Genomic DNA, 18,419 nt, shown 5'->3' on the forward strand with positions numbered 1-18,419 from the left:
TGCGACGTCAAGGGGATCGTCGCGATCGCCACACCAGAGGGGAAGGAACCGACGCCGATGGTGGCAGTGACGCTGTTGGTGGCGGCGTCGATCACGGACACGTTGTTCGAGCCAGCGTTCGCGACGTAGATGTGGGAGGCGTCCGGTGTCACCGCCACCGCAAAGGGGAGGCTACCGACGCCGATGGTGGCGGTCACGCTGTTGGTTGCAGAGTTGATCACCGACACCGATCCCGGGGTGGTGGCATGGGTGACGTAGACGTTGGCGCCGCCGACCAGGGCGGCCGCCACTCCCAAGGGCGAGTCGGCGACGTCGATGGTGGCGGCGACGGTGTTGGTGGCGGGGTCGATCACCCGAACGGTGCCCGGGTTGGTGGTGTTGGTCACGTAGACGGCGTCCGGGCTGACCGCCACACCTTGGGGGAGGTTGCCGACGGAAATGGCGTCGCCGATGGTGGTGTGGGTGGCGGTGTCGATCACCGACACAGTACCCGAGCCGGAGTTGGCGACGTAGGCGTTGTCCCCCACCGCCACACCTCGAGGAGCGAGACCGACGGAAATGGGCGGGCCGATGGTGGTGTTGGTGGCTGTGTCGATCACCGACACAGTACCCGAGCCGGAGTTGGCGACATATACCTGAGAGCCGTCCGGGGTGACCGCCACACCTCGAGGAGCCCTACCGACGGAAATGGGCTGGCCGATGGTGGTGTTGGTGGCGGTGTTGATCACCGACACAGTGCCCGAGCCGGTGTTGGTGACGTAGGCGCGGGCGCCGTTCGGGGTGATCGCCACGCTATCGGGCATGCTGCCGACGCCGATGATGGCGGTGCGGGCGTTGGTGGCGGTGTCGATCACCCACACGCTGCCCGAATCCTTGTTGACGACGTAGGCGAAGGTGTTGGCTTGCGCGGCGGCGGGCGTGGCCACGGAGAGCGGTACGGCCATCCCGGCCAGCACCGCCAGCCCCGTCACCCAAGTCCGCACCAGCAACCACCAGGATCCCCCCTCCCCGCGGCTTCGCACCCTGATGCCCTGCTCCGGCCCCCGCGATACTGTGATAGCCAACATCAACCCTCCTGCAGCTCACGACACCGCCGTGCACTCCCGCGTCCCAATGAAGCCGGCTACCGATGCCCCGTCAGGGGCGGCCTCGATCGCCGCGGCGCTGATGATCGCCACAGCCGACGCTAAAGGCTGCAATGAGCCACGCCCGCACAACGCCTCTACACGAGGGCCATCTGGACGAGTCAAACAACCCCCTCGCCAGACGCCCTGGTCCCCGCATAGGACATTGAAACTGCCCTGGCATCCGCCGCGAGGGCGCCCGACGCGAGTACGGCCACTATGTCGGCGACATCCGAAGGCTCTCCGATCCAGTCCGAGACGGAACACGACGCCAGTTGCATCAACGCTTCGGCTGTCTCGTGCTTACCGTGATTCGCTTCACTGAACCCTTCTCATCCTGAGATTCGGGGCTGATGGCGAAGGGCTGGTGGGGGTTCGTGACGTGGCAGGGCTCCTGGTCGTTCGGTTGCTGATCTCACCCATCAACGCCCGGACCCAGGAGCCCTGTTGGTCCCGTACCGTGCCATGCTCGACGTGCCGCATGAGGTAGTTGAGTACGTCTCCTGGCTCATCTACGCCCGAAGGCGTGAACGGCGCTCGCGCTGGCGACGGCTGAGCTGCTTCCAGCAGGCCCTGCTCGTCCTGGTGCACCTGCGCAAGAACGAGACGTTGCAGCAGTTGGGGGCAGGGTTCGGCGTGTCGACCGCAACGGCCGGCCGATATGTGACCGAGGCCGTCGACGTCCTGGCCGACCACGCTCCCACCCTGCTGGATGCGCTGCAAGACCATGATGCGAACGAGTTCCTCATCCTGGACGGCACCCTGATCAGGACTGACCGGGTGGCTGCCGACGAGCCGTACTACTCGCAAAAGCACCGCCATCACGGGATGAACGTGCAGGTCCTGGCCCGCCCGGACGGCGCTGTGGTACTCGCGCGCTCTGCCCGGGCGGACCCACGACCTCACGGCCGCACGCGCTCACGGAGTGATCCAGGCGTGCCTGACCAGGCAGATCCTGGTACTCGCCGACCGTGCGTACCGCGGAGCCGGCGCCACGGTCCGAACCCCCTACTACGGCCGTGACCTCCCCGAGAAGTACGCCCAGTTCAACCGGGACCACGCGCAGCTGCGGGCACCCGGCGAGCGAGCCTTCGCCCGCCTCAAGCAATGGCGGATCTTCCGCAAGGCCCGCTGCAGCCCGAACCGGATCAGCCGGACCGTCGCCGCCGTTCACGCCATCGAGACCGCCTGGCGATCAAGATGAGAAAGCCTCACTGAGAATCACCTTGTCCTCAGCCAGTAGCGGGAACGACTGGCTCGTACAGTACGCCTTAAGGTTGGCCAGCTCGGGGCCAGCCCTGCCACCACGCGCCTGAGCAAGGTCCTTGGTCTCGGCGTACACCTGCATGGTGGCCAGCGTTGCCGCCAGACGGTCACGCCAGTGCGGGGCCTTCTGATGGTGCTCCAGGTTCTTGGTCTCATCCATATCTGCAGTGATGACGAGCGAGGAGCAGTGCCGCTGCGCTTGTTCGAGCACGCCTCGGAGGGTGGGCGCATGCAGCCGCGCCTTCAACGCCTCCGCGTCCCATGGTGACTGCTCGTCCTCCCTCCGGCGGGGCTGCAGCCGCGCAATAGCGGCATCGCGTGCTCGCAACGCCGCGTCCCGCTCCTTCGTTGCACTCTCCAGCAACTCAGCGAACGCATCCCGGTCCTTCTCCGTTGCCTCAAGCCGCGCCAGAATTTCGGATACCTCAGGTGGCGGCGGAAGGCCCGCTGTTGCTTGCACCAGGTCAGGAATCATGGAGTTGAGCTTCGCTTCGAGGTTCGGCCCTTCGCCAAGCAGCTTGGAGCAAGTCCTCAACCGCGCCTCGACCTCACGACGCCGACCACGCTCCGCCTCGGCGAGCCGCTTGTACTTGTCTGCTTCCTTCTTGTGCAGCTCGACCAGCTTCTTGGCTGCGTCGGCGGCCTTCTCGCCCACTTCGACGGCCTCTTCCAGCAGGCGACCCACTACGGCGCGGGATTCTTCATTGCGGGCCCTGTCTGCTGCCGGGCCGAACGGACTGATGGACATCGACATCACCCACCCCCAAGTCTCAAAGCCTAATGAGCATAGGGGTAGTGCGGGTGCCGAACAGCGTACGTGCGCTGCGACCAGTCCACAGGCGAGGCTCCCTGCAGGCACCGCCGCGCGGGTCGACTGCTCGCTCCCACTTCAACCCGGTGGGCTCTGATAGGCGAGAGCCTGGGCACGGAGCCGGTCACGCCGCGGGTTCGGCCCTGGCCTCACCGCCCATGCAGGTCGCCATTACCAGAAAATCCCGGCCCGGCCAAGTTGCCCTTTCTCTGGATTCTCGTCCTTTCGTCGCAGTCATCACGGCAGGAGAACAGTCGTGCCAGAAGCCAGCCCAGCGCCTGAGGCCGCCTTCCTGAACCTCCCGAGGGCCGCCGAGTATCTCGGTATCTCCCCCAACACCCTTTACGTCTGGCGTCATCGCCGCCAAGGCCCTCCGAGCTTTCGGATGGGACGCCGCGTGATGTACCGCATCAGTGCTCTCGACACGTGGGTCCAGGCCCAGGAGCAGGCCGACTCCAGGTCCAACTCCGCCCTCAACCCTGTTGCGCAAAAGCCGCAGCGTCGCACCAAGTCCCTCAAGTAACGCCCCCGCGAAAAGACCAGGAAAAGAGCGTCCACAGCCGGGATAAGCACTGGATGCGAAGTGCGTTGCCACCAACCAGTACGTGACGCAAGTGGAGTACGGAGGATCAACTGAATGGCCGGTTACATAGAGGACCGTTGGCTCAAGAAGCGGCCGAACAAGCAGACCGGCAAACGCGAGCGCACCGCCCAGTACGGCAAGGGTAAGCGGTACCGGGTCAAGGGGGTCCCAGGAGTTCAGGATCGTTCGTTCGACACCAGCCAGGACGCCAAGCAGTGGCTCGCCACCGCCAGGACCGACTCCAGTCGTGGCGACTTCGTCGACCCACGCAGGGGCGAGATCTCGCTTGCCGACTACATCGTGGACCACTGGTGGTCGGCCCGAGCCGACGAGCCCTCGACCGCAGGCCCCATGGCCAGCCGCATCTGGAACCACATCGTCCCGCTGGTGGGCGACCTCGCTCTGCGTGAGATCGACGCAGCAGCCTTGCGCTCCTTCAAGGCCGCCTTGCTCTCCCGGGTCGAGGAGACGACGGCGGAGGTGATCTGGGGACACCTGTCGTCGATCCTCGCCAGTGCGGTGGACGACCAGCGCCTTTCGCGCAATCCGATGAAGCTCAAGAACAGCGTCAAACCGCCGCGCCCCACCGAGAAGAGGGCCAAGGCCTGGGCTCGTGACGTGGTCGACGCCGTCCGGGCAGGCCTCCAGGAGCGCTACCGGATCGCCGTCGACCTGGGTATCGGGCTGGGGCTCCGCCAAGGTGAAGCCTTCGGTCTCGCCGAAGAGGACTTCGACTTCGGGGCGGGCGTCGTCCACTTGCGGCGCCAGCTCAAGTGGGACATCAAAGGGCGTCCCTACTTCTCGCTTCCCAAGGGACGCAAGACCCGCGACGTGCCCCTCCCACCCAACCTCGGCCGACGCGCACGCGAGCACTTCCGGCGCTTCCCTTCGACGCCCTGCACGTTGCCCTGGCGTAACCCCGAGCCGCCGACAACCGCACTGGAGCAACGCCAGCGGAAACCGATCACGGTGGACCTGATCCTCACCACTTCGCACGGCAACCGGATCTACTACCGCACCTGGAACGACCGCAGCTGGAAGCCCGCCCTCGCTACCGCCGGCATCATCAAGCCCGTCGGGGAAAAGGTGCGGCGTGACGGAGGCCGCATTCGTCGGGTCCCCATCTACGCCGCCCCGCGCGAGGACATGTTCCACGTCCTCCGGCACACCTACGCGAGCGTGCAGCTGGAGGCCGGCGAGTCGATCGTCAGTCTGTCGAAGTGGCTCGGGCACTCGACACCAAAGGTCACCCTCGACCACTACGCTCACTTCATGCCCGGTGCGGGTCAGCGCGGCCTCGTCGCCATGGACGCGTGGCTGGAGGACCGCCACCCGCCGAAAATCCCTGAGAAGTCCCTACCGGCCGAGTGGACCAAGAAAATCCCCCCGAATCCGCAGGTCAAGGGGATGATCGTGCAGGGCGCCTCCATGTCCGTGAAGTACAAGGAGACGGCGCGGGGCGGGCTCGCGGTGAACATCATCGAGTGCTGAGCCTCTTCCTCCGCCCCCTCCGTGTTCCTCCAGGGGCTACCGTTAAGTAACCGCATACCCCTACGCTGCCGCCAACTCGGCGTCGACGAAGGGGAGTTCACGCATGCGGTTGGGGAGACGGCTGGCGGCGGTCACAGGGGCCGCCGCGCTGTTACTGGTGCTTCCGGGCAACGCCCGTGCGGCGGCGCCGAAGTTCTCCGGGACGACGGCGATCGGCACGCACAACGCGTACGACAAGGCCAAGTACACCTACTTCGCCCAGGCCTTGGACTCGGGCGCCTCGCTGCTGGAGCTGGACGTGTACGTCGACAGCCTCAGCCACCGCTGGCGGGTCAGCCACAGCAACCCGCTGGGCGACGACAACAACTGCGAGGCCGCCAAGACCCCGGGCGAGCTGTACAGCAAGAACCGCAACCAGGACTTCGGCAGCTGCCTGGACAACATCGCGGCCTGGAACCAGCTGCACCCCGACCACCCGCCGATCGTGTTCAAGGTCGAGATGAAGGTCGGCTTCAACAACAACGCGGGCATGGGGCCGGACGAGTTCGACACGCTCGTACGGCAGAAGCTCGGCAGCAGCGTCTACAAGCCCGCCGACCTGCTGGGCGGCACGTACGGCTCGCTCGACGCGGCCGCGAAGGCGAACGCCTGGCCCGACCGCGACTCCCTCAGGGGCAAGTTCCTCTTCGAACTGATCCCGGGCACGGTGGAGCAGGCCAACCCGTTCGACCACTACTGGACGGACCAGGAGTACGGCGACCACCTGCGCGACCTGTACGCGGCCGGGAACATCTCGCAGGCCGAGGCCTTCCCCGCGGTGCTGGGCGCGGCGGCCGGCGACCCGCGGGCGAGCCGGTGGACCTCCGACACCTCGATCCGCCCCTGGTTCGTGTTCTTCGACGGTGACGCGGCGACGTACGTCAACAACGGCTACGACACGTCGTTCTACTCCGCGAACCACTACATCTCGATCATGACCGACGCCGCCGGCGTCTCCCCGGCCATCTCCTCCACCAGCCCGACGGACGCCGAAGTGGCCGCGCGGCTGGCCCTGCTGGCCAAGGACCACGCCAGCCTCATCACCTCCGACTGGTCGGCGAAGCCGGCGTCCGTGCTGAGCGAGGTGACCACCCGAAGCTGAGGTTCCGGATGCGGGCGAAGGGGGCACAACCCCTACATGCTGCACGGCATCGACGTAAGCGCCTTCCAGTCCTCCGCCTACGACACGGACGGCCTCTCCTTCGTCTTCATCAAGGCGACGGAGGGCCGTTCGTACGTCAATCCCCGGCTCACCGCCCAGACCAAGAGAGGCCGTGACGCCGGACTCGTCGTCGGCTTCTACCACTTCCTGTGGCCCGGCGACATCACCGCCCAGGCCGAGTACTTCGTCCAGCACGCCCCGGAGCGGGCCGGCGACATCCTGGCGGTCGACTGGGAGACCACCGGCGACGGCACCCACGCGAGCAACGCGGAGAAGGACCACTTCATCCGCAAGCTGAAGGAACTACGGCCGCACAACCGGGTCGTCCTGTACGCGAACCGGGACTTCTGGCTGAACATCGACACGACCTCCTATGCGGGGGACGGCCTCTGGATCGCCGACTACGTCACGGCCGGCAAGCCCCGCATCAAGGCGAAGTGGCTGTTCCACCAGTACACCAGCACACCGCACGACAAGGACGTGGCCCAGTTCGCGACCAAGGCCGCGCTGAAGCACTGGGCCACGCCCTAGGGTCGGGGAGGGCTCAGCCCCGGAAGTCCGCCGGGCGTTCCGGGGAGGCCGCCGATAGGGCCTGCTTCACTGCCTCCTCGCCCGCGCGCAGGCCGTAGACCGGGGTGCCGGGCTGCTGGCGCCAGGAGTCGTCGATGCCGCCCGTGTCGACCGTGTCGAAGCCGAGTTCGTCGATGAGGGCGCGGACGGTCCGCTTGGCCTGCTCGTCGTCGCCGGCGACCGGGAGGGCGATGCGCTCGGGGTCGCCCGCGGGGCGGGGGCGGTCCAGGATGTCCTGGGCGTAGGTGCCGTTGAACGCCTTGATCACCGGGTGGCCGAGGTGTCGCTCGGTCCAGCGGCTCTCGGTGAGGCCTTCGTCCTCGATGGCCGCGATCCGGCCGTCGCGCTCTCGCGGGTAGTAGTTGCCGGTGTCGATCACCGCCGCGCCCTCGGCGGCGCCGTCCAGCAGGCCGGACGGGAGGTCCGGTACGGACTTGAGGGGGACGGTGACGACCACCACCTGGGCGTCCTTGGCCGCCTCCGCGGCCCGGACCGGGGTCGCGCCGGTCTCCTCGGCCAGTTCCTTGAGGGTCTCGGGGCCGCGGGAGTTGGCCACGGAGACGTCGTGACCGAGGGCGGTGAGCCGCCGGGTGAGGTTGCCGCCGATGTTCCCCGCACCGATGATGCCGATCTTCATGACAGGCCTTCCGGGGTCGTTGTATGCGCGTGCATGCGTCTGTCGTCGGCGACAACCCCGGGGACGCGGGTGGTATTCCGTCACCGCGGCGACCGGGTGAACGAGCTCACGGCCGTACGACGATCTTCCCGGTGTGGTGGTTCGACTCCATCAGCCGGTGTGCGTCCCGGATGCGGTCCAGGCCGTCGTACACCTCGGCGATCACCGGGCGCAGCGTGCAGTCAGTGAGGCCGGAGGCCGTAGGTCAGCCGCTCCCCCGCAACAGCTCCAGCGTCCCCTCCAGCTCCGCCAGCAGCACCGTCGCCGCCGCCTCCGCGTCGCCGTCGGCGATGGCCCGGACGAGGGCGGCATGGCTGTCGTCGCCCGTGTCGGGGTGCCGCTCGCGCAGGCGGGTGAGGTCCAGCAGGGTCACCAGGCCCTCGCGCAGGACGGGGGCGAACTCGGTGAACAGGTCGGCGAGCACCGGGTTGCGGGCGGCCGCGACCACGGCCGTGTGCAGGGCGATGTCGGCGTCCACGAAACCGGCGTCGTCCCCGGCGGCCGCCGCCCGGCGTCCCTCCAGCGCGGCCTCCAGCGCGGTGACGTCCTCGGGGGTACGGCGCCGTGCGGCGAGGCGCGCGGCCTGCACCTCGACACCCATGCGGACCTCGTAGACGTCGGTGACCGCGGCCCGGGCCAGCCGGGTGGGCCAGTCCTCGACGGGCTGGGTGGCGAGGACGAAGACGCCGGCGCCGTGCCGGGGCCGGACCAGACCGGCGCCGGCGAGCGCGCGCAGTGCCTCACGGACGGTGGAGCGGCCGACGCCGAGCTCCTTGGCGAGGGTGGTCTCGCCGGGCAGCTTGCCGCCGACCGGCCAGTGACCGGCGGCGATCCGGGCGCGCAGCCGGTCCGCCGCCTGCTCGACCAGGGGGCTGGGGCGTAGGGGGCCGAGCGGCACGAGTGGCTCCAACTTCTGCCGGGGTTACGGGGCTTGCTCAGCGATTCTGACTTGTCTGAGGAGCTGAGGTGTCGCTAGCGTACCCGGCATGACACTCTGCGGTCTCCTTCTCCTCGGCTGCCGCGGCGGGGTTTGACGCGACCGGCGCCCCGCCGCGGGGCTTCGTGCCGCCGGTCGGCGCCCGACCGAGCCGAAGGCAGTGACCGCCGTGCAGACCCAGTGGAACCCCCAGCGCCCCAGCCCCATGCCGTACCACCGCTACCGCCCGCACCAGGCCCGCGTGAACGTCCCCGTCGCCGAGCGGAGTTGGCCCTCCGCCCGGACCGAGCGGGCCCCCCTCTGGGTCCCCGTCGATCTGCGCGACGGCAACCAGGCACTGGCCGAGCCGATGGACACCCCGCGCAAGCGCCGCCTCTTCGACCTGCTGGTGCGCGTCGGCTTCAAGGAGATCGAGGTCGGCTACCCGTCCGCGAGCCGTACGGACTTCGGCTTCGTGCGGCATCTGGCGGACACCGGCGCCGTACCGGACGACGTCACACCGGTCGTCTTCACGCCCGCCCGCGCCGATCTGATCGACCGGACCTTCGAGGCGATCGCGGGGCTGCCGCGGGCCGTGGTCCATCTGTATATCGCGACGTCGCCGGTGTGGCGCGAGGTGGTGCTCGGGCGGAGCCGGGACGAGGTGTGGCGGACCGTGCGGGAGGCGGCGGAGCGCATGGCGCGGCGGGCCGGGGACGCGCCCGGCATCCGGTTCCAGTTCTCGCCGGAGACCTTCAACCTGACCGAGCCCGACTTCGTCCTGGAACTGTGCGACGGGCTCACCGAGTTGTGGGACGCGAGCCGGGACCGGCCGGTCACGCACAATCTCCCGGCGACCGTGGAGATCGCCACGCCGAACGTCTACGCCGACCAGATCGAGTACATGCACCGCCACCTGGCCCGCCGGGAGGCGGTGATCCTCTCCGTCCACCCGCACAACGACCGGGGTACGGGCGTCGCCTGCGCCGAACTCGCCGTCCTGGCCGGTGCCCAGCGGGTGGAGGGCTGTCTGTTCGGCAACGGCGAGCGCACCGGCAACGTCGACCTGGTGACCCTCGCTCTGAACCTCTTCGCCCAAGGGGTCGACCCGATGGTCGACTTCCGCGACATCGACGCCGTGCGCGAGACGGTCGAGCAGTGCAACCGGCTGCCCGTGCACCCGCGCCACCCGTACGCCGGCGAGCTGGTGCACACGGCCTTCTCCGGCACGCACCAGGACGCGATCAGCAAGGGCCTGGCCGCACACGCCCGGCGCGCCGCCGAGTCGGGGGTGCCGGAGCGGCAGGCGTCGTGGGCGGTGCCGTACCTGCCGATCGATCCGGCCGACGTGGGGCGGTCGTACGAGGCGGTCATCCGCGTCAACTCGCAGTCGGGCAAGGGCGGGACGGCGTACGTGCTGCGCACGCACCACGGCATCGACCTGCCGCCGCGCATGCGGCCCGACTTCTCCCGGGTCGTCCAGGCGGCGACGGACGCCGGCGGGCGGGAGGCGACACCGAAGGAGCTGCACGAGCTGTTCCGGGCGACCTACCTGGCGGAGGGGGCCGTACGGCTGCACGCCTGGTCCGCGCACGAGCAGGCGCCCGGCGTGCACCGCTTCGTCTGCACGCTGGAGGCCGGCGACCGCGTCGGCGACTTCGAGGGTACGGGCGCGGGAGCGCTGACCGCGTTCGTCGACGCCCTGTCCGGCGCCGGTTTCGCGGTGGACGTCCTGGACTTCTCGGAGGACGGGACGGCGGCCTTCGCCGAGTGCCGGGTCGACGGCGTCACGGCCTGGGGCGCGGGAACCGGTCCGTCGGCCGCCGTGCAGGCGGTGCTCAGCGCGGTGAACCGGGCGGTGACCCGGTGAGCGAGGTGCTGCGGGCCGAGTGCGTCGACCTGGTCCGGGACGGGCGGGCCCTGCTCCAGGAGGTGTCGCTGACGGTCCGGGCCGGCGAGCACTGGGCGCTGCTCGGCGCCAACGGCGCGGGCAAGTCCACGCTGCTCGGGCTGCTCGGTGCGGTGGTGCACCCGACGCGGGGCACGGTCGAGGTGCTCGGGCGGCGGCTGGGCCGGGTCGACCTGCGGGAGCTACGGGCCCTTGTCGGGCACGTCGACCCGCGGCATCCGCTGACGTCACCGCTGACCGTACGAGAGGTGCTGCTCACCGGGGTCACGAACTCCGTGGAGCCGGTGCCGCGCCGGCGGCCGACCCTGGAGCAGGAGGAGCGGGCCGAGGCGCTGCTGGCCACGCTGGGCCTCACCGCGCTGCGGGACGCCCGCTGGCCGACGCTGTCCCAGGGGCAGCGTGGCCGGACCCTGATCGCCCGGGCCCTGATGCCCGAGCCGCGGCTGCTGCTCCTGGACGAGCCGGCGACCGGCTTGGACCTGCCCGGCCGAGAGCAGCTGATCGAGGCGCTGGAGGAGCTGCGGGGCGCCCATCCGGGACTGTCGACCGTGCTCGTCACCCATCATCTGGAGGAGCTGCCGCCCGGAACCACCCACGCCGCGCTGCTGCGGGACGGCCGGGTGATCGCACGGGGGCCGGCCGCGGAGGTCCTCACCGGTGACCAGGTCGGCAAGTGCTTCGACCTGCCCCTGACGCTGGAGCGGCACGAGGGCCGGTGGAGTGTGCGGATCCGGCGGGCATGACGAAGGGGGCCCTCCTCGGTGGGAGGGCCCCCTCTCGGTGCGTCACTTGTTCAGGTAGGTCCAGAACTCGTCGAACGACAGGACCTTGTCGCCGTTGAGGTCCCGCTGCTTGATGATGGCCTCGGCGACCGTCTCCGTGACGTTCCAGTCACCTTGCTGAGCCAGGGCGGACTTGAACTCGGCGGCGGTGATGAAACCGTCACCGTCCGCGTCGATCCGCTGGAACTGCTTGCGTGCTTCCTCGATGTCCGCCACCGATCCGCCCCTTTTGGTCGTGTTTCTGATGCCGTGCCGGCGTACTGTCGCTGGTCAGATTAACGGCCCGGCCAGGCCTTCAGTGCCTCGACCACCCAGCCGAACTCCTCCTGGAACCTCGGCGGCTCCTGCTCACCCTTGATCACCGCGGCCAACTCCCGGTAACGGGCGACCTCGTTGCCGAGGTCGATACGGCCAAGCACGGCCGCACGGTCGGCGTCCGCACCGAACAGCCCGGTCAGGACGGCGTCGGCCTCCGGCGACCGCGGGCTCACTCCCCGTTCCTTCGCGGCGCCGGCCACCTCGATCAGCCGCTTGAGGAACATCGCCGACGCGCCGGCCGGGGTGTCCGGGGTACGGTCGGCGGCGTTGAACTCGATCATCCGGCGCATCGCTGCCCGGAAGCCGGGGTTCTGGAGCAGCTCCGCCAGCTCCACCCAGGCGTCCACCTGCTCCGGCGTCGGATCGTCCGGCAGCTGCACACCGATGGTGCGGGTCCGCTCGCGGATCCAGGGGTCGGCGGTGTCGAGCCCGTGGAAGACCTCCTCCACGAAGTCGTCCACGATCCGCTGCCGCTCCGCGGCCGACAGCCGCGCCAGTTTGTTCATGAGGGTCATCTCCTCCGCCGTGGAACCTCGTCGGGCGACCGTCGACAGCACCGCGCGGGTCACCTTCAGCGACCGGATCTGCGCGTCCAGGGCGGCGACGTGCGTGGCCGCGACCTCGGCGACCGTCCGCTCCCCGGCCAGCACCTTCCGTACGTCGTCCAGGCCGAGCCCCAGCTCGCGCAGGGTGCGGATCAGTTCCAGGCGGGCGACGGAGGCCGGGTCGTAGAGCCGGTAGCCACCGGACGACCGGGTCGTCGGGGCGAGGACGCCCTCGTCGGACCAGTAGCGGATGGTGCGCACGGTCAGTCCGGTGGCCCTGGCCAGCTCGCCGATGGTGAGGAGTCCGGTGCCGTCTTCGGTCATGTCTGCGAGTGTGGGCCTTCCAGCGGGTGGAGACTCAAGGAGCGGGTCCCGTGGGACCCGCTCCGGGAGCGTCAGTGCCAGGGCTCGTAGTACGGATTGCTCTCGCAGTCGCTCATGATCTCGACCTTGGTCTTCTTGTCGACCGGGCAGACGCCGATGATGTACTGCCGGGCGACCCCGCCCGGGAAGGCCACCTCGACCTGGTCGGCCCACTTGTGCGTGTCGCCGATGGTCTTGTTGACGTCGATGCCGCCCGGGGCGTCGATGTAGTAGTTGTAGCCGGACTTCCACCACGTCTTGTACAGGTCGTGGTCGTACGTCGTCGACACGTACGGGGACGGCTGGTTGACCAGGACGTACTGCTCGATGTCGTACTGGCCGTTCACGACGTCCTTGGGGTGGAAGCCCTGCTCGAAGACGGTGGCCGGGCCGCGGCTGTCGCTGCGGTAGAGCGTGCCGCAGGTGGTGCGCCACACCGGAGCGGGGGTGATCCGGTCGAGGTCGACGTCGCGGTCGGCGGCGGCCTTGAGCTTGTCCTCGAACCGGGGACAGGCCGGCGCGGCCGCCCTGGTGGGTGCGGCGGCCGCGTGCGGTGTCGTGGGGGCGGTGGCGGCCGTGGTGGCGAGGACCGCACCGAGGGACAGGACGGCGGCGACGGTGCGGCGCCGCAGACGGGTGATGATCATGTGCAGCACGATGTCGGGCCGCCGGTCCGGTCGCGTGGATCGTCACCCGAAAAGCGGCGTGTCCAACTGACCCGCGGTCAGCGGAAGATGCCGGTGTGCCCGAGCGAGTAGCGGCCCGGCTGCGGATAGACCGCGAGTCCGTGCGGGCCGCTGCCGACCTTGATGCGGGCCAGTTCCCGGCCGGTGGTGGTGTCGATGGCGTACACCTCGGAGTTGTAGCGGCCGGACAGCCACAGCACCTTGCCGTCGGCGGAGACGCCGCCCATGTCGGGGCTGCCGCCGCCGGGCAGGTGCCACTTCTCGGTGAGCCGGTTCCGGGTGAAGTCGAAGACGGAGACGGAGCCCTCGCCCCGGTTGGAGATGTACATCTCGCGCGAGTCGCGGCTGATGTAGAGACCGTGCGCACCCTTGCCGGTGTAGAGGAACCGGGGCCGGGTGAACTTGTCGCCGTCCAGGATCCACAGGCCGTTGGCCGCCATGTCGGCGATGTAGAACAGCTTGCCGTCCGGGGAGATCTTGACGTCCTGCGGCATGGCCCCGCGGTGCGGCAGCCGCTCCTGGGCGACGACCTTCATCTTCGCCGTGTCCACCTTGAGGAGCTCGCCGCTGAACTCGCAGGAGACGATGAAGTACCGGCCGTCCGGGGAGAAGTCGGCGTGGTTGACGCCGTAGCAGCTGACCGGCACGGACCTCACGACCTTCATGGTGTGCGCGTCACGGAAGACGAGGGCGCGGTCCATGGAGGCCATGACGACCGCGTATCTGCCGTCGGGCGTGAAGTACAGATTGTAGGGGTCGTGCACGGCGACCGGCTTGCCGGCCTTCCCGGTCCTCGGGTCGATGGGGGTGAGGCTGTTGCCGAGGTCGTTGTTGACCCAGAGGGTCTTCAGGTCCCAGGACGGCACGACGTGCTGGGGCTGACGGCCGACCCGGATCGTGTCGATGATCTTGTACGACCTCGGGTCGATGACGGTGACGGTGTTGGAGATGGTGTTGGGGACGTACACCCGGGACGGGAAGTCCCGGACGACCGGCGAGAGTTGGTTCGGGCGGTCGGCGGAGTACAGGTCCTTCGGGTTGTCGACCGGCGGCATGCCGGGCAGCACGTTCACCTGCCGCTTGCCGTTCCCCGGCCGGGCCGGCGCCTTGCTGACCAGGGCCTCGTTCCCGTGGTGCTGAGACCCCGAGCTGCACGCGGACAGCAGCGTGAGGGCGGTGAGGGCGGCTCCGGCTGCCAGCAGCCGGGCGGCTTTCGTGGTTCGCATCAGCTCAGCAGCTCCGTGGTGGTGACCGCGCGCAGTCCGCGGTGGTCGAGTTCGTGGAGGAGGTCGGGCAGGGCGGCGACCGTGTCCGGGTACCCGAAGTGCAGGCTCACCACCGACCCGTTGCGCACGTCGGCGAGAACCCTGCGCGTGACCGCCGCTGCGCCGGGCCGGGTGTAGTCGAGCGAGTCGACGTCGTACGACAGCACGTGCGGGTATCCGGCGGCGCGGGCGAGCCGGGCGACCAGCGGGGAGGCCGTCGGCGAGCGGGAGGGGCGGAACCAGGTGCCGATGGAGCCGGTGAGCCGCTTCAGCCGGTCCGCGCAGTCGGTGATCTCCTTGCGGGCGTCCGGTTCGGCCATGGCGTTGACGGAGATGTGCCGCTGGGTGTGGTTGCCGAGGTCGTGGCCGCCGTCGAGGATCCGGCGGGCCACGTCGGGGTGTTCGTCCAGCCAGGTGCCGACGGCGAGCACGGTGAGCCGGGCACCGTGCTCTTCGGCCGTGCTGAGCAGGGAGTGGGCGATCCCGGGGTCGCCCTGGCCGTGGAAGGTGAGGGCGACCCGGGGCCGGGTGCGCGGGCCGTGGGTGATCTGGGCGGGCTGTCCGGGGTAGGCGCGCGGGGCCGGGGCAGGCCTGGCGCCCGCCGTGCGATGGCCGGAGGCGCCGGTGCCGGACGGGGACACGGAAGGGGACGCGGAGTCCGGGGCGCCCGGCGGAGCGGTCTGGCCCGCACCGCAACCGGCGGCGAGCGCACCGCCGGCGACGAGCCCGGCGCCCGCGCGCAGCACCCCGCGTCGGTTGGTCGTGGTCACCCGCACCATTTAAGGGGCGGTAGGTAAGAAAACCGCCGATTGCCCCGAAAGAGGGACGATTTCGGGTCGCCGCAAAGAGAACGCCGTCTCCTCGCTACCGGTCGGCCACCCGCATCTCGAACCAGGTCGTCTTGCCGCGCGGCAGCAGGTCCACGCCCCAGCGGTCCGACAGCCTGTCCACGAGGAAGAGACCACGGCCGCTGACGTCCATCTCCTGAACCGGCATCAGGCAGGGCAGGCCGCGCGAGGGATCGCGGACCTCCACCCGGATCCAGCCGGGGCGGCGGCGCATGCGGAGGCCGAAGACCCGGGCGCCGGTGTGCCGTACGGCGTTGCCGACGAGTTCGGACACGAGCAGGACGGCGTCCTCGGCCAGCTTGGGGGTGAGCCGCCAGGTACGCAGCACGACGACCTGGGCGAGCCGGCGGGCGGTGGCCGCGGACTCCGGGCGGGACGGCAGCGGCACTTCCGCCTCCGTCGGGTTGCCGAACAGTTCGAGCGCCTTGAGCGCCTGTTCGTCCTCGACCGCGGGCGACCAGCGTGCCTCGGCCGCACGGCTGTGTCCCCGCGGCTGTTCGATGCCCTCCAGCCCCGCCATGCCCCCATGATGGCCGTCCGGGGCCGTCTTGGGGGCCGTTCCGAAGGAATACGCCCCCCGTGCGCCCCCTTCCCGCGCCGCCCGATCGGCATATGCCCACGGCATGTCACTCGCCGGTAACGGACCTCTGACCTGCGGTGACGGCTCACTTCCGGGCAATCGTCAGGCTCCCTCGACGGCGCGGGCTTAAGGCTGCCTTAAGGCTCCCATAAACCGCTCCATCGGGGGACCCCGACAGACGGACCGTCAATTGCGAAAGCCGTCACGGGAGTTACGGGAACGCTCGCACCGGTGACGACGGCGGGGCTCAGCGGAACTTCGCCTTGCCCGGCCCCTCCTCCACGAAGCTGCGCATGCCGGTCTCGCGGTCCTCGGTGGCGAACAGGCCCGCGAACCAGTTCCGTTCGACGGCGAGGCCGGTGTCGATGTCGGTCTCCAGGCCGGTGTCGACCGACTCCTTCGCCGCGCGCAGGGCGATCGCCGGACCCTTGGCGAGCTTCGCGGCCCAGGCGTGCGCCTGCTCGTACACCTCGGCGGCCGGGACGACGCGGTCCACCAGGCCGATCGCCAGGGCCTCGTCGGCCTTGACCTGGCGGCCCGTGAAGATGAGGTCCTTGGCCTTGGAGGGGCCGACCAGCCGGGGCAGCCGCTGGGTGCCGCCGGCGCCCGGGATCAGGCCGAGCAGGATCTCGGGCTGGCCGAGCTTGGCGTTGTCGGCGGCGATACGGAAGTCGGCGCACAGGGCCAGCTCGCAGCCGCCGCCGAGGGCGTAGCCGGTGATGGCGGCGACGACGGGCTTGGGGATGCGGGCCACGGCCGTGAAGGAGTCCTGCAGGCCGCGGGCGCGCAGAACCATCGCGGTGTGGTCCATGTTCTGCATTTCCTTGATGTCCGCGCCCGCCGCGAACACCCGCTCGCCGCCGTAGATCACCACGGCGCGCACGTCGTCGCGGCGGGTGGCCTCCTCGGCGAGCTCCTTCAGCCGGTCCTGGGTGGCGACGTCCAGCGCGTTCATCGGCGGACGGTCCAGGCGCAGGGTTCCGACGCCTTCGGCGACTTCGAGATTCACGGTCATGCAGGTCAGGTTAACGGTCACTAACGACAATGGACCCGGTGCCGTGGATCACAGCACCGGGTCCTTACGTCACTCAGGTCCTACTTCGTCCAGTCCGCCCAGGACATGTTCCAGCCGTTGAACCCGTTGGCCGGGTCCACCGTGCGGTCGTGGGAGTTCTTCACGACGACCACGTCGCCGATCATCGAGTGGTTGAACATCCAGGCGGCCGGGGTCGAGCCGTCGTAGCCGCCGCGCACGTCGCGCAGGCCGACGCAGCCGTGGCTGGCGTTGTAGTTGCCGAAGGCGCCGCCGCCCCAGTAGTTGCCGTGCAGGAAGGTGCCGGAGGTGGTCAGGCGCATGGCGTGCGGGACGTCCTTGATGTCGTACTCGCCGCCGTAGCCGACCGTCTCGCCGTTCATCCGGGTGACCGTCAGCTTCTCGCTGATGACCATCTGGCCGTTCCACGTGTCGTAGCCGGGCTTGCCGGTGGTGACCGGGATGGTCTTGATGACCTTGCCGTCCTGGGTGACCTTCATCGTGTGCTTCTTGGCGTCCACGACGGAGACCTGGTTGCGGCCGATGGTGAACTCGACGGTCCTGTGCTGCTTGCCGTAGACGCCGTCGCGGCCCTCGACCCCGTCCAGGTCCAGGTCGACGGTGACCTTGGTGCCTTCCTTCCAGTACTTCTCGGGGCGGAAGTCCAGCCGGTCGTTGCCGAACCAGTGGCCCTCGACGTCGACGGCGGGCTCCGTCCTGATCTTGATGGCCTTCTCGACGGCCTGCGGGTCGGTGATGCCCCGGGTGAAGTTGACGGAGAACGGCATGCCGACGCCGACGGTGGAGCCGTCCTCGGGGGTGAAGTAGCCGAGGAAGGTGTTCTTCGGGGTGAGGGTGGTGAACGTGGAGTCCTCGGCGGCCTCCCGGCCCTCGGAGTCCTTGGCGACCGCGTGCACCGTGTACTTGGTGGAGGCGGCCAGATGGGTCGACGGCGTCCAGGCCGTACCCCCGCTAGTGAGGGCGCCGGCGACGGTCCGCCCCTTGGTGTCCTTGACGGTGACCTCGGTCAGCTTGCCCTTGGTGACGTTCACCTTCAGCGCGCCGGTGGTGTCGACGCCGGTGGCACCGGACTTGGGCGAGACGGTGACCGCGGCGGTGGACTGCTGCTTGCCCTGCTGGGTGCTGGAGTCCTTGCCCTTGCCGTCGCCCGCGCCCTTGCCGCCACCTCCGCCGCATGCCGCGAGGGAGAGCACCAGGGCGCCGGCTATGAGAGCCAACCCCGTACGGCCTCGCCGCCCCGCCTCCGACGCCCCCGGTACAGGCCGCATGTTCAAGTTGTTCTCCCCTCGCCGGACCTGGTCAGGCCCGCTCCCCACCACACTGGTGCGCGCATATTAACCGCCTGGTTTTGAGCGGGGTGTCAGGCGAATGTCACCGTTCCGTCGCAACTTCCGCCCGGCCCGGGCGCCCCGGCCCCTCCCCTGGAAGGTC

General features: G+C 69.5%; 18 protein-coding genes and 2 pseudogenes. 7 read left to right on the forward strand and 13 right to left on the reverse strand.

The features are described from left to right. Positions 1 to 944 (reverse strand): beta-propeller fold lactonase family protein (locus tag AB0D93_RS37930; RefSeq protein WP_362130074.1); only part of this gene is annotated, 944 nt, incomplete at its 3' end. Between the two features lie 627 nt (positions 945 to 1,571). On the opposite strand from AB0D93_RS37930, the pseudogene AB0D93_RS37935 reads away from it, so the two are divergent. Beyond that, positions 1,572 to 2,328: pseudogene (locus AB0D93_RS37935) on the forward strand (transposase family protein). Here the strand turns inward: AB0D93_RS37935 and AB0D93_RS37940 are convergent. Then, positions 2,320 to 3,144 carry a hypothetical protein gene (locus AB0D93_RS37940; protein ID WP_362130077.1) on the reverse strand — a complete coding sequence of 275 codons (825 nt, stop codon included), beginning with the start codon at positions 3,142 to 3,144 and terminating at the stop codon, positions 2,320 to 2,322. The pseudogene AB0D93_RS37935 and the gene AB0D93_RS37940 sit on opposite strands and share 9 nt — an antisense overlap. 313 nt (positions 3,145 to 3,457) lie before the next feature. Here AB0D93_RS37940 and AB0D93_RS37945 point away from each other — a divergent pair, with 313 nt between their 5' ends. The 4 genes from AB0D93_RS37945 (at position 3,458) to AB0D93_RS37960 (ending at position 7,007) form a co-directional block, all read left to right on the forward strand. Then, complete coding sequence (locus AB0D93_RS37945) at positions 3,458 to 3,724, forward strand: helix-turn-helix domain-containing protein (protein WP_362130080.1); 267 nt, start codon at positions 3,458 to 3,460, stop codon at positions 3,722 to 3,724. A gap of 114 nt (positions 3,725 to 3,838) precedes the next feature. Then, positions 3,839 to 5,275 carry a site-specific integrase gene (locus AB0D93_RS37950; RefSeq protein WP_362130083.1) on the forward strand — a complete coding sequence of 479 codons (1,437 nt, stop codon included), beginning with the start codon at positions 3,839 to 3,841 and terminating at the stop codon, positions 5,273 to 5,275. A 103-nt stretch (positions 5,276 to 5,378) separates the two neighbouring features. After that, positions 5,379 to 6,416 (forward strand): phosphatidylinositol-specific phospholipase C domain-containing protein, encoded by a 1,038-nt coding sequence (locus tag AB0D93_RS37955; RefSeq protein WP_362130086.1) that lies wholly within the window; start codon positions 5,379 to 5,381, stop codon positions 6,414 to 6,416. Positions 6,417 to 6,452: 36 nt separating this feature from the next. Beyond that, positions 6,453 to 7,007, forward strand: a complete 555-nt coding sequence (locus tag AB0D93_RS37960) for a glycoside hydrolase family 25 protein (protein WP_362130088.1) — start codon at positions 6,453 to 6,455, stop codon at positions 7,005 to 7,007. A gap of 13 nt (positions 7,008 to 7,020) precedes the next feature. On the opposite strand, the gene AB0D93_RS37965 is transcribed toward AB0D93_RS37960, so the two are convergent. The 3 genes and pseudogenes from AB0D93_RS37965 to AB0D93_RS37975 all read right to left on the reverse strand — a co-directional run bounded on the left by AB0D93_RS37965 (position 7,021) and on the right by AB0D93_RS37975 (position 8,620). After that, entirely contained in the window at positions 7,021 to 7,683 is a 663-nt protein-coding gene (locus AB0D93_RS37965) for an NAD(P)-binding domain-containing protein (protein WP_362130091.1), read from the reverse strand. Positions 7,684 to 7,789: 106 nt separating this feature from the next. Next, a pseudogene (locus tag AB0D93_RS37970) lies at positions 7,790 to 7,918 on the reverse strand (zinc-binding dehydrogenase); the annotation flags it as partial. A 9-nt stretch (positions 7,919 to 7,927) separates the two neighbouring features. Next, positions 7,928 to 8,620, reverse strand: a complete 693-nt coding sequence (locus AB0D93_RS37975) for an FCD domain-containing protein (protein WP_362130093.1) — start codon at positions 8,618 to 8,620, stop codon at positions 7,928 to 7,930. 244 nt (positions 8,621 to 8,864) lie between these two features. Here AB0D93_RS37975 and AB0D93_RS37980 point away from each other — a divergent pair, with 244 nt between their 5' ends. Both AB0D93_RS37980 and AB0D93_RS37985 read left to right on the forward strand, forming a co-directional pair. Further along, a complete protein-coding gene (locus AB0D93_RS37980) occupies positions 8,865 to 10,508 on the forward strand; it encodes a 2-isopropylmalate synthase (protein ID WP_362130192.1) in 1,644 nt (547 codons plus the stop codon). After that, positions 10,505 to 11,290 carry an ATP-binding cassette domain-containing protein gene (locus tag AB0D93_RS37985; RefSeq protein WP_362130096.1) on the forward strand — a complete coding sequence of 262 codons (786 nt, stop codon included), beginning with the start codon at positions 10,505 to 10,507 and terminating at the stop codon, positions 11,288 to 11,290. The genes AB0D93_RS37980 and AB0D93_RS37985 overlap by 4 nt, the downstream gene beginning before the upstream one ends. A 42-nt stretch (positions 11,291 to 11,332) precedes the next feature. Here the strand turns inward: AB0D93_RS37985 and AB0D93_RS37990 are convergent, their stop codons facing one another. From AB0D93_RS37990 to AB0D93_RS38025, 8 genes are all read right to left on the reverse strand, one after another. Next, complete coding sequence (locus AB0D93_RS37990) at positions 11,333 to 11,545, reverse strand: EF-hand domain-containing protein (RefSeq protein WP_362130099.1); 213 nt, start codon at positions 11,543 to 11,545, stop codon at positions 11,333 to 11,335. A 59-nt stretch (positions 11,546 to 11,604) separates the two neighbouring features. Then, positions 11,605 to 12,516, reverse strand: coding sequence for a MerR family transcriptional regulator (locus AB0D93_RS37995; protein WP_362130102.1), 912 nt, complete (start codon positions 12,514 to 12,516; stop codon positions 11,605 to 11,607). A gap of 71 nt (positions 12,517 to 12,587) precedes the next feature. Beyond that, positions 12,588 to 13,202, reverse strand: coding sequence for an ADP-ribosyltransferase (locus AB0D93_RS38000; protein WP_362130105.1), 615 nt, complete (start codon positions 13,200 to 13,202; stop codon positions 12,588 to 12,590). A gap of 77 nt (positions 13,203 to 13,279) precedes the next feature. Beyond that, a complete protein-coding gene (locus tag AB0D93_RS38005; protein WP_362130108.1) occupies positions 13,280 to 14,467 on the reverse strand; it encodes a beta-propeller fold lactonase family protein in 1,188 nt (395 codons plus the stop codon). After that, complete coding sequence (locus AB0D93_RS38010; protein ID WP_362130111.1) at positions 14,467 to 15,285, reverse strand: polysaccharide deacetylase family protein; 819 nt, start codon at positions 15,283 to 15,285, stop codon at positions 14,467 to 14,469. The genes AB0D93_RS38005 and AB0D93_RS38010 overlap by 1 nt, the downstream gene beginning before the upstream one ends. 85 nt (positions 15,286 to 15,370) lie before the next feature. Continuing rightward, positions 15,371 to 15,874 (reverse strand): ATP-binding protein, encoded by a 504-nt coding sequence (locus AB0D93_RS38015; RefSeq protein WP_362130114.1) that lies wholly within the window; start codon positions 15,872 to 15,874, stop codon positions 15,371 to 15,373. Between the two features lie 307 nt (positions 15,875 to 16,181). Continuing rightward, complete coding sequence (locus AB0D93_RS38020; RefSeq protein WP_362130117.1) at positions 16,182 to 16,949, reverse strand: enoyl-CoA hydratase-related protein; 768 nt, start codon at positions 16,947 to 16,949, stop codon at positions 16,182 to 16,184. 80 nt (positions 16,950 to 17,029) lie between these two features. After that, positions 17,030 to 18,256: an Ig-like domain-containing protein gene (locus AB0D93_RS38025; protein WP_362130119.1), complete on the reverse strand. Its 1,227-nt coding sequence runs from the start codon at positions 18,254 to 18,256 to the stop codon at positions 17,030 to 17,032. Positions 18,257 to 18,419 lie beyond the last annotated feature (163 nt).

Source organism: Streptomyces sp. NPDC048191 (assembly GCF_040652655.1).
Lineage (GTDB): Bacteria > Actinomycetota > Actinomycetes > Streptomycetales > Streptomycetaceae > Streptomyces.

Coding starts and splice junctions, on each gene's coding strand:
- AB0D93_RS37950 (WP_362130083.1), top strand. CDS start 3,839: ATGGCCGGTTACATAGAGGACCGTTGGCTCAAGAAGCGGCCGAACAAG.
- AB0D93_RS37960 (WP_362130088.1), top strand. CDS start 6,453: ATGCTGCACGGCATCGACGTAAGCGCCTTCCAGTCCTCCGCCTACGAC.
- AB0D93_RS37955 (WP_362130086.1), top strand. CDS start 5,379: ATGCGGTTGGGGAGACGGCTGGCGGCGGTCACAGGGGCCGCCGCGCTG.
- AB0D93_RS38020 (WP_362130117.1), bottom strand. CDS start 16,949: ATGACCGTGAATCTCGAAGTCGCCGAAGGCGTCGGAACCCTGCGCCTG.
- AB0D93_RS38005 (WP_362130108.1), bottom strand. CDS start 14,467: ATGCGAACCACGAAAGCCGCCCGGCTGCTGGCAGCCGGAGCCGCCCTC.
- AB0D93_RS38010 (WP_362130111.1), bottom strand. CDS start 15,285: ATGGTGCGGGTGACCACGACCAACCGACGCGGGGTGCTGCGCGCGGGC.
- AB0D93_RS37940 (WP_362130077.1), bottom strand. CDS start 3,144: ATGTCGATGTCCATCAGTCCGTTCGGCCCGGCAGCAGACAGGGCCCGC.
- AB0D93_RS38015 (WP_362130114.1), bottom strand. CDS start 15,874: ATGGCGGGGCTGGAGGGCATCGAACAGCCGCGGGGACACAGCCGTGCG.
- AB0D93_RS38025 (WP_362130119.1), bottom strand. CDS start 18,256: ATGCGGCCTGTACCGGGGGCGTCGGAGGCGGGGCGGCGAGGCCGTACG.
- AB0D93_RS37965 (WP_362130091.1), bottom strand. CDS start 7,683: ATGAAGATCGGCATCATCGGTGCGGGGAACATCGGCGGCAACCTCACC.
- AB0D93_RS37980 (WP_362130192.1), top strand. CDS start 8,865: ATGCCGTACCACCGCTACCGCCCGCACCAGGCCCGCGTGAACGTCCCC.
- AB0D93_RS38000 (WP_362130105.1), bottom strand. CDS start 13,202: ATGATCATCACCCGTCTGCGGCGCCGCACCGTCGCCGCCGTCCTGTCC.
- AB0D93_RS37995 (WP_362130102.1), bottom strand. CDS start 12,516: ATGACCGAAGACGGCACCGGACTCCTCACCATCGGCGAGCTGGCCAGG.